8 protein-coding genes are annotated in these 9,910 nt (G+C 62.9%); all 8 read right to left on the bottom strand.

Annotation, left to right across the window (positions count from 1 at the left end; all coding sequences use genetic code 11):
* Positions 1-36 precede the first annotated feature (36 nt).
* Positions 37-1,497, bottom strand: a complete 1,461-nt coding sequence (locus tag QF819_10960) for a radical SAM protein (protein ID MDP6803669.1) — start codon at positions 1,495-1,497, stop codon at positions 37-39.
* Positions 1,494-2,951: a radical SAM protein gene (locus tag QF819_10955; GenBank protein ID MDP6803668.1), complete on the bottom strand. Its 1,458-nt coding sequence runs from the start codon at positions 2,949-2,951 to the stop codon at positions 1,494-1,496. The genes QF819_10960 and QF819_10955 overlap by 4 nt, the downstream gene beginning before the upstream one ends.
* Before the next feature lie 33 nt (positions 2,952-2,984).
* Entirely contained in the window at positions 2,985-3,941 is a 957-nt protein-coding gene (locus QF819_10950) for an NAD-dependent epimerase/dehydratase family protein (protein ID MDP6803667.1), read from the bottom strand.
* An 18-nt stretch (positions 3,942-3,959) separates the two neighbouring features.
* A complete protein-coding gene (locus QF819_10945) occupies positions 3,960-6,605 on the bottom strand; it encodes a DUF2723 domain-containing protein (GenBank protein MDP6803666.1) in 2,646 nt (881 codons plus the stop codon).
* Positions 6,602-7,570 (bottom strand): GDP-mannose 4,6-dehydratase, encoded by a 969-nt coding sequence (locus QF819_10940; GenBank protein MDP6803665.1) that lies wholly within the window; start codon positions 7,568-7,570, stop codon positions 6,602-6,604. The genes QF819_10945 and QF819_10940 overlap by 4 nt, the downstream gene beginning before the upstream one ends.
* A complete protein-coding gene (gene gmd / locus QF819_10935; GenBank protein ID MDP6803664.1) occupies positions 7,558-8,529 on the bottom strand; it encodes a GDP-mannose 4,6-dehydratase in 972 nt (323 codons plus the stop codon). Before gmd ends, QF819_10940 begins: the two co-directional genes overlap by 13 nt.
* Positions 8,517-9,659 (bottom strand): glycosyltransferase family 4 protein, encoded by a 1,143-nt coding sequence (locus QF819_10930; protein MDP6803663.1) that lies wholly within the window; start codon positions 9,657-9,659, stop codon positions 8,517-8,519. Before QF819_10930 ends, gmd begins: the two co-directional genes overlap by 13 nt.
* The coding region (locus QF819_10925; GenBank protein ID MDP6803662.1) for a hypothetical protein at positions 9,656-9,910 on the bottom strand (255 nt) is incomplete at its 5' end. The genes QF819_10925 and QF819_10930, both read right to left, overlap by 4 nt.

Below are 9,910 nucleotides of genomic sequence, written 5' to 3'. Positions count from 1 at the left end.
ACCCCCCCCCACACCCCCCCCCCCCCACCCCGAACCCTAGAGCCAGCCCAGCGCCTTCCGGCGAAGAAATGCCCGCGCCAGCCGTATGGTCTGGAGGAAGTCGTCTCGTGAGCGCAGAGCACGCCGGGCCATCATGAGTGCATAGCGTGGGCGGAGGTAGTACCGGCGGTAAGACTCCCGCGCAAGTTCCTCAATCCTCTCACGCGGGAGTTGCTTGAAGCTGACTGCGGAGCGGGAGAATCCATCGTGTCGGGACCAGTCACCGTCCGACACCAGCGTCCCTTCTTCCTCGACGATCTTCAGAAGCGCCGTCCCGGGCAACGGGGTGGCAATACCGAACTGGCAGAACTCCGCATTCAGCGAGTAGGCATACTGGATGGTGGATCGAACGGTATCCTCGGTGTCCCACGGGAAGCCGATGATGAAGCAGTTGTGCACATCGATTCCCGCGTCCTTCGTCCAGCGCGTGGCCTTTTCGATATCCTCCACGCGAGCATTCTTGAGCATCTTGTCCAGGATCTCCTGGCTTGCGCTTTCGCAGCCGTAGAGAATCCGCGAACAGCCGGCGGCCTTCATCTCGGCCAGCAGCTCCGGATCCACGCGATCCGGGCGGCACTGGGGAGACCAGGTCACTCCCAGGTCCTTCTCCTTCAGGAGGCGGCAGATCTCCAGCACGCGCTTCCGGTTGAGTTCGAAGATGTCATCGTCCAGACGAATCTCCCGCACGCCAAACTCCCGCACCAGATGCTCCATCTCCGCAACCACTCGCTCCGGGGAGAGCGACCGCCAGCGGTGGCCATAGATCGTCTGGGGGAACCAGCAGTACACACACTGGTACGGGCACCCCCGCGATGTGATCATGGTCGCGGCAGGGTGGCTCCTGAAGACGCTCTCCGTATACCGGCCCAGATCCACCAGGTCGTATGCGGGGAACGGAAGCGCGTCCAGATCCGCGACATGCCGGTAATCGCCGACTTCAACGATGGACCCGTCCTCCTCGCGACAGGAGATCCCCTCCACGGTCCGCCACGAGTCGTCTCCGCGCGCCAGTCCCTCCACCACTTCCGCCAGCGACTCGTCATACTCCCCCCTCAGTGCGAAACCCACTCCGGGACACTCCTCCAGCACCGCACGCGCCATCGGGGTGACAAACGGCCCGACAAACCCCACACGGATCCCGGTATCTCTCGTTACCGCAGCGACGAATGCACGATCCGCCTCGATCTTGATCTGCTCCACATAGATCACCACGAGATCCGGCCCCGACGCGCGGATCTGATCCACGGCCTCCGAAAGCGTGACGCCCTCGGCCTGGCAGTCCAGGCAGGAAACCTCGTGCCCTGCCTCACGGAGAACGGCGGCGGCCTGGAGATTCAGATACGAGTAGGTGATCTCACCCGTGACCGACAGCGCCGGGAATCGACGCCCGCCTTTCGTGATGTGGGACTCCGGCGTCCAGTCCACCGAAGGCGGCGTATCGACAAAGTGAACCTTCATGATCGCCCACCGCCCCGGCGACGCCCGGCAAAGTAGGTCAGGAAACTCCGCAACCCGTGGAGCTTTGTCTTCACATCCGACACGGAGCGAATATTCCGGAGGATTGTCCGAACCTGCCCCGGCCGCATGTAGAAGCTCCGCAGCCCTTCATCCACGAGTTCGTCAATCTCGCGCAGCGACAACCCCGGGATGTCCACCACTCCGCGTTGTTCCAGGTCCTCATCCACCCAGTCCGTCCAGTCCTCCGCCACGACATAGCCGTTCTCTTTCGCCCAGTCGTAGTAGGCCGTTCCGGGATACGCGGCCACTCCCGTGAACTGACAGGTGTCGATGTCCAGTTCCCGCGCAAGCCCGATCGTTTGCATGGCGGTCTCTCGAGTCTCCCCCGGCCCTCCGATCATGAAGCACCCATGAACGCGAATCCCCGCTTCCGCGGTCGCGCGGGCGAACTCCCGCATCTTGTCCGTGCCGATGCCTTTGCGGATCCGACGGAGCATCTCGTCGTTCCCGAACTCAAAGCCGACGCAGAACATCCGTGCTCCGGACTCCTTCATGAGGCGGAGCGTGTCGCGGTCGGTCAGATCAGGCCGGGCGTTCGCGCTCCACGAGATTCGCCGGTGAAGTCCCCGGTCGATGAGCCCCTGGCAGATCTCCCGGAGCCGATCCAAGTGGGTGGAAAGAGTCAGCGTATCGTCTTCGAACATGACTTCTCGAAGATCGGGGAACAGCTCCAGATCGTACTCGATCTCCGCCAGCACTCGTTCCGGGGAGCGCGTGCGATAGCGATGCCCGTACATCACCTGCGGGAGCTGGCAGAAGGTGCACTTTGCGGGGCAGCCCCGTCCGCCGATCAGCGTGATGAATGGAAACAGCTTGCCTGCGTCCGGGTAGTCGTGAATGTCGATATGATTCCATGCAGGAAACGGAAGCGCGTCCAAGTCTTCGATCAGCGCGCGGTCGGGGTTGTGCACAACCGTATCCCCGTCGAGATAGGAGAGTCCGTCCACTCCTTCCAGAACACCGGTGGACGCGTATTCGCGCAGCGTGTAGTCGAACTCCCGGCGAACGACCGCGTCTACCGATCCCTTTCCGCGGCGCAGCGTGTCCTCCGGCTCCGCAGACCCGTGCGAGCCAACCAGGAGCACCCGCCCACCGCCGGACGCGTCCCGAAGAACCCGGGCGTGTTCCAGATCGCTCTCGATCGAAGGGGTGGTGGCGTACACGACGATCGCATCCGGTTGGAATGCGCGCACCTGTTCCTCTACCTCGACCCGCGGAAGGTCCTTCGCCGATGCGTCGAGAAACACGCACTCATTCCCGGCTTCCTCCAGAACGGCGGTCGCGCGACAGAGGTAGTCCGGATGTCGGCGGACTCTTCCCCGCGACCGCGCGAACCAGCGCGCCGTCTTGACGAAGCCCTTCCCGTAGGCAGGATTGACGATGAAGACCTTCACGAGACCCCCGCCGGACCGGGTGAGAAGTGCCTGCTAGCCTTGATCCGCAACCGCTCCGCAGAGCCATTCGATCTCCTGCCGGAGACCGTCTTCCAGCGGAACCTTTGGCTCATAGCCGAGTTCCCGACAGGCGCGCGAAATATCGGCGTGCGTGTCGGAGACATCTCCGCGTGCCCGTGGGGTATGCCGCACCTGCGCCTTCCGGCCGAGCAGCTCCTGAAGGAGTTCCAGGTTCTGAAGGAGCGAGCGACGCGCTCCCCCCCCAATGTTGAAGACTCGCGAAGAAGGGTCTGCTTCCCCGGCGAGCAGGGTGGCCTGGACGATGTCCCCCACGAATGTGCAGTCCCGACTCTGGGATCCATCGCCATAGATGTCCAGCGGACGGTCCTCCATGATCGCTCGGATGAAACGGTGGAACGCCATGTCGGGGCGCTGGCGCGGGCCGTACACCGTGAAGTACCGGAGCGAGAGAACATCCACTCCGTAGTTGGCGTGGTAGAGCTGACACAGATGCTCCCCCGCAAGCTTGGTAGCCCCGTAAGGGGAGTTCGGCGCGGTCGGGGCATCCTCGGAGAGCGGAAGCTGCCGGGTATCGCCGTAGACCGACGAAGAGGACGCATACACCACGCGCACACCCGAATGCTCCTTGACCGTTTCCAGAATCCGCTGGGTCGCGCGGACATTGCTGAAGAGGTAAGTGTCAAACTCCGTTCCCCAACTGGCACGGACACCCGCCTGCGCAGCGAGATGGTAGACCACATCCCGGTCGGCGATGACCGTCGACAGATCCGTTTCGTTCAGATCCTCTTCGACCAGCCGGAACCGGTCGGACGCAAGCGCCCGCGCGACATTTCCGTCCTTCGCGGCCCGCGGGTAGTAGTCCGTGAAGGAGTCGATCCCGATGACATCATCGCCGCGATCCAGAAGCGCTTCCACAAGCTGCGACCCGATGAACCCGGCCGCTCCGGTAACAAGGGACTTCCTGGCCATGCTCCCGTTCCCCCTGCCTCAGCTGGAGTCGCGAGGCGGAATGCCCGCCTTGATCTGAACGCGAAGATCCATCAGCTTGCTTCGCACACTTTCGTCGTCCGGATGATCATCCAGCCAACGCGCGAGCACATTCTCCGCTTCCGGAAGCAAGTCCAGATTCATGTAAGCACTGTAGAGTCCGGAGAGAACTTCCGGATCCGAAGGTGCCAGCATCTGCGCTTCCTCATACCAGGACCGGGCTTGGGCCCAGTGGTCCTGCATGGCCTCGATGAACGCCAGCGCCATGACCACCTTGAGATCCCCGGGCGATGCTTCCAGCCGATCCAGGAAACGCGAACGAGCTTCTTCGTAGCGGCCCGCCTCGATGAGCAACCCGCTGTACCCGCCAGAGATCGGAGCATAGTCGGGAGCGATCCGTGTCGCGCGTTCCATGCACGCCAGGGCTTCGTCCATGTCCCCCTCCTCACGCATGAGCAACCCCATCCTCGCCCATGCGGCGGCGTAGTTGGTCACCAGCTTGCTCTCGTTTGAGTTTCGGAAGACCGAGTCATCCAGGTAGCCTTCTTCATCAAGCAGTCCCCGGTAGAGATACTTCTCCTCCAGGTTGTTCCGGCAGATCTCCAGGTTCACATCTTTCAGTTCCGAGGAATCCAGATGGAACTTGAACGCCAGTCCTTCCAACTCCAGATAAGGCTCCAGCCCGAGCAGGTCATCCACCGTCACCGCGAAGTAGACGGGCACCTCCATGCCGCGAGCCACATTCTCGTTGATGATGTTCATGGCGACCTGATCCTTCACCAGATAAACCTTGCGCGACTCCTGATCCATGAATGGCCGGAGTTTCCAGAGCTCTTCCACGGTGTAGGACATGGGCACGCGCGGTTCTTCATCGCGAAGCTGCTGCCCGTACCACGGCGTGTTCAGCAGGCTCAGGTTCACCAGACGCACATCCGTGCGGAAACCCTCGACGCCCTGAATGTACCAGAGCGGGAAGGTATCGTTGTCCCCGTTCGTGAAGATGATCGCGTTCTCTTCCAGCCCGACGAGCATGTTGTAGGCGTAGTCCCGCGCGACAAAGTTCCCGCGGCGGTCGTGCGTCTCCCAGTGATCCTGAATCGGGACGGCGGCGATCGTCAGGCACAGGACACCGGTCAGGACGGCCACCGCCCGCCGCGCACCTCTGCCGGACACGCCTGCCACCACCTGGCGCGCGAGCCACGCAAGCCCCAGCCCCATCCACGGCGCGTAGTAGAAGAACCCGGGAGCAAAGAAGTAATCTCTCTCGCGGACTTCGTGGTCCGTGAAGTTCATCTTGAGAATGAGCATGAAGGAGGTCCACAGGAACAGCAGTCCAATCAGCACAAAGCTCCGCCGCTCTCTGCGAAAGTGCGCAATGGCCCCGGGGATCCCCAGAAGAGGCAGCAGGAACCCGGACGCGTTCGTTCCCCATTGCTGCCGAAAGTACCGCCAGAACATGTGGTCCGTCTGAAAGAGGAAGTCCGCCTGCCGGTCGAAAATACTGCGCGGCTTGTACTGAGCCCGCAGGATCATGTCCCAGAAGGCGTTCCATGTGTCCGGTTGTGCTTCGTTGATCACGGGATCCAGTGCGGAGCGGATGGGCAGATACAGGTGCACCGAGAATCCGAGGAAGGTGGTCAGCGCCAGGAGAAACCCGAGATCGGTCGCGGGATTCCGGATGCCGGTCGGCGGCTTGATTGCAATCCAGGGGACGAGGAACGCCAGAATCGGTCCGCCAAAAACCACGGCCGAACGGAAGGTCGAAGCCTCCATCATGAAGGCGCCATACAGGGCGAGGAGCACGGCCACGACATGCGCCGCCATCAGAATGACCCGATTGCGCTTCTGGTACTCGCGCGGGAGAAGGCCGTGCTGGAGCGTGGGCAGGAGCATCAGCGCCACGACCACCAGGAAGAACCAGAGATCCTGCGCCATGCAGAGCACCAATGCGAAGCTCACGGGAATGGCCAGGCGCCGCTCATAGAGGAAGGCGAACGGCAGCACTGCCAGCGCGACGAGGAATGTGGCGAGATGCACGCCGATGTTCAGCGCCAGAAGGTAGGCGATCACGACAAGAAGTCGTTCATCCCGAGGGTCTGAATCCGCCCACAGGAGAACGATCCATGTGGTGAAGATCGTCCACATCATGCTGACCGAGTACACCTCCGCTTCAATGGAGTTGATCCACAGCGTGTTCGCGAAGGACGCGAAGAGCGCGGCCGTCACGCCGGCCAGCATGGCGGGAGGGCACACCGACGACTGGTCTCCGTCGTTCCACATCTTCTTCCCGATACGCACGACACACAGGTACAGGAATGATGCGGCGATGGCCCCGGGCAGCGCGGAGAGCAGGTTCACTGCAACAGCAGGGGACGCAATCCCGAGAAGATCATGGAAAAAGAGGGTGAAGACCCGGCCCAGGAGAACATAAAGCGGTGTCCCGGGCGGATGCGGGATTCCCATCGTCACGGAGGTGGCGATGAACTCCCCTGCATCCCAGAAGGAGACATCCGGAGACAGCGTAATCCGATAGAGAACCAGCGTGAAGACGCCCACCAGAAGCGCGAGAACCCGGTTCGGCACATCTGCTCCCCGGGAGAGGACACCGGGCGTCGAAGAAGATGGAGGGAGAGGGTGGCCGGTCATGATCCGGCCTCCGAGTCCGAAGCCCCTGACGGAAGCGCACGCCACTCCTCCAGCACATCCGAGATGCTCTGCTCCAGAGGAATGACGGCCTCCCAGCTCAGATCATCCCGCGCGCGGGTCGGATCGCCAAGAAACTCCGGAACATCCACCGGGCGGAACCGCGCCGGATCCGTCTCCATGGTAATCGGCACGCTCGCCGCCTCCATCAATAGCTGAACGATCTGTTCCACGGGCACCGACCTCCCCGAACACAGGTTGTACACGCTCCCCGATGCACCGCGCTCCAGTGCAACCCTGTAAGCCTTCACGATGTCTCGCACATCTGTAAAGTCCCGTCGCGCGGAGAGGTTCCCGACGCGAAGCACAGGGGGCGCCTCGGCCCGTTCGATTCCAGCTACCTGAGACGCGAAGTCCGGCGCGACGAATCCCCTTCGCTGCCCCGGCCCCACATGATTGAACGGACGCATCCGCACGACATCCAGCCCCCACCCCGCTGCGGCCTGCGCTGCCGCAAGATCCGCCGCCGCCTTCGACAGGCCGTACGCGCTGCGCGGAACCGGTGGACGGGCTTCCGTCACGGGAAGATCCGCTGCCGGAACCTCACCGTAGACTTCGGCGGATGTGACCGCCACGACGCGAACCCCGGGGCAGACCTCCCGCACTCCTTCCAGAACGCGCACCGTCCCTTCCGCATTCACACGAAAGCTGCCGACCGGGTCCTTCGCCGCAAGTGCCACATTCGCCTGGCCCGCAAGATGCACAATACCCTCCGGTCGGAATGCCGAAAGCGCATCCCGAATGGAGTCCGAATCCAGAAGATCCATCAGGTGCCACGACACGCCTTCCCGCGCGGGAATCGGCTCCCCGGGGCAGAATGTGCCCCCGAGGGCATCCCCGTGAGAGGCGCACTCCGTGAGGAGATGCCGCCCGACGAAGCCGGTGGCCCCGAGGATCAGGACGCGCATGCGTCCTCTCCGAGGAGGGCGGCATCGGCATCCACCATCATTCCGATGAGTTCCGGGAAGGTGACCTCCGGCTTCCAGCCGAGTGCCTTCTCCGCCTTCGCCGGATCCCCGATCAACAGCGCCACTTCCGCCGGCCGAACCAGCGACGGGTCCACCACGACGAAGTCCTCATAGTCCAGCCCCACATGCGCAAAGGCCGCACTGGCAAACTCACGCACGGAATGCGTCTCTCCGGAAGCGATCACGAAGTCCTCCGGCTCATCCAGTTGGAGCATCCCCCACATGGCCCGCACATAGTCGCCCGCGTAGCCCCAGTCCCGCTTCGCGTCCAGATTCCCGAGCGAGAGCTTGTCCTGCAAACCCGCGTGGATCCGCGCCACCGCACGCGTGATCTTCCGAGTGACGAACTCCGTCCCGCGGCGAGGGGACTCATGGTTGAAGAGAATCCCGGAAGAAGCGTGAAGCCCATAGCTCTCCCGATAGTTCACGGTAATCCAGTGGCCGTACACCTTCGCGACGCCGTAGGGGCTTCGCGGATAGAACGGAGTGTCCTCGGTCTGTGGCGTCTCGCGGACCTTGCCGAACATCTCGCTGGACGACGCCTGGTAAAAACGAATCGACGGATCCACTTTTCGCACGGCTTCCAGCATCCGCGTGACACCCATCGCCGTGAACTCCCCCGTCAACACAGGCTGTTGCCACGATGTCGGAACGAAGGACTGCGCGGCAAGATTGTACACTTCTGCCGGACGGAATCCGTCCAGCGCATCGATCAGCGAAGTCTGGTCCAACAGGTCCGCCTGAATGACCTCGATGCGATCCCGAATCCCATCGATCCGATCCATCTTCTCCGTGCTGGACCGCCGGACCACACCGGCGACCTCGTATCCCTTTTCCAAAAGGAACTCGGCGAGATAGGAACCATCCTGTCCGGTGATTCCCGTGATCAGTGCACGCATGGAGCCTCCCACTCTGCGATGGCTTCTTCGATCATTTCCATAGTCGAATCTGCGGTCCTGTCCCAGGAGAAGGTGTCCGCAAACCGGAGCGCCCCCTCGGCGAGTCTTCGTCTCAGTTCTTCTTCTCCGAGCATCCGGCTCATGGCCGCTTCCAGCGCTGCCCGATCTCCGTGCGGAACCAGGATGCCGGACTCTCCGTCCCGCACCGCCTCCCGCAGACCCGGTGAGTTGCTGGCGATCACGGGCGTTCCACACGCCTGTGCCTCCAGACAGGTCAGCCCCCAACCCTCCTTCGGTGATGTCATCACCAGCGCGACCGCCTCCTGGTAGAGCCGGATCTTCTCCTCTTCGGAGACCGACCCCAGAAAACGGACCCGGGCGTCGGCACCGGTCCTCCGAGCATGCCGACGCAGGGAGTCAAGGTAGTTTCCCCCGCCCGCAATCGTCAAGGTGAGGTCCGCCTGCCCGGATCGAGCGAGAGCATCCACCGCATCGATGACCAGATCCAGCCGCTTGTACCGGCGAACACGCCCCATCGCCAGCAGGAAGGGCTTGCCGTTCTGCTCCGCGTCGGGCGGCCGGTAAAGGGATCGATCCACTCCCACATGAACCACCCGGACCCGATCCGGTGCCAGCCCCCGGAGGATGAAGTCCTCTCGTGTGCTCTCCGAAATGACTTCCATCATCGTTCTTCGATAGATCCACGGCAGGGCCATCTCTGACGCAAACACATAGAGCGACAAAGGGGGCGGAATCTCGCGGAAGATCGTCCCGCCGAAGAGATGGTGCCCGATCCCCAGTACCGGCGCCCCGGCAAACACCGGCGTACAGAGCGGAATCTTGTTCAGCGCCTCCACCACGATCGAGGGCGCGAACTCCCGTCGAAGACGACGGAGTGCCGCAGGAACGGCAAAGTTGAATCCGTAGCGCCCACTTACACGCAGAATCTCCATGCCATCGAGCACTTCCCGGGCGGGAGCTCCGGCATATCCCGAGCAGAGAACCATCACGCGATGGCCGCGCGCGGCCAGCCGCGCAAAGGTCTCGTGGAGGTGGACTTCCGCTCCCCCGGCGAACGGGTTCGTGCGGTCGTTCCAGTTGACCAGGAGGATATTCCGATGCGGACTCACCGTCCGCTCTCGAGTCGGTCCGCCAGCCTGTGCGGAAGTCCCGCCGCCAGAATGTCCCTCGCGGCGGACGCGTGGTCGTACTCCACACGCCGGAAGGACTCTGTCCGGGCCCTTGAGTCGAAGAGAGCATAGGAGGCTCGAGGGTCCCCGTCCCTCGGCTGGCCGACACTCCCGACATTCACAAGAAGAGACCCTCCGTCAGGAGGAGCCACAGACGCGTCGCAGGTTCTCTCCGCAATGCCATCGCGCAC

It is taken from the genome of Gemmatimonadota bacterium, assembly GCA_030747075.1.
Taxonomy (GTDB): Bacteria; ARS69; ARS69; order ARS69; family ARS69; genus ARS69.
Note: the sequence above shows the minus strand (reverse complement) of the source record. Positions and strands in the feature narration are given on the sequence as shown.

Bases quoted from the DNA above. Each gene is read 5' to 3' on its own strand.
- QF819_10945 (MDP6803666.1), bottom strand. From the start codon at position 6,605: ATGACCGGCCACCCTCTCCCTCCATCTTCTTCGACGCCCGGTGTCCTC.
- QF819_10960 (MDP6803669.1), bottom strand. From the start codon at position 1,497: ATGAAGGTTCACTTTGTCGATACGCCGCCTTCGGTGGACTGGACGCCG.
- QF819_10940 (MDP6803665.1), bottom strand. From the start codon at position 7,570: ATGCGCGTCCTGATCCTCGGGGCCACCGGCTTCGTCGGGCGGCATCTC.
- QF819_10950 (MDP6803667.1), bottom strand. From the start codon at position 3,941: ATGGCCAGGAAGTCCCTTGTTACCGGAGCGGCCGGGTTCATCGGGTCG.
- gmd (MDP6803664.1), bottom strand. From the start codon at position 8,529: ATGCGTGCACTGATCACGGGAATCACCGGACAGGATGGTTCCTATCTC.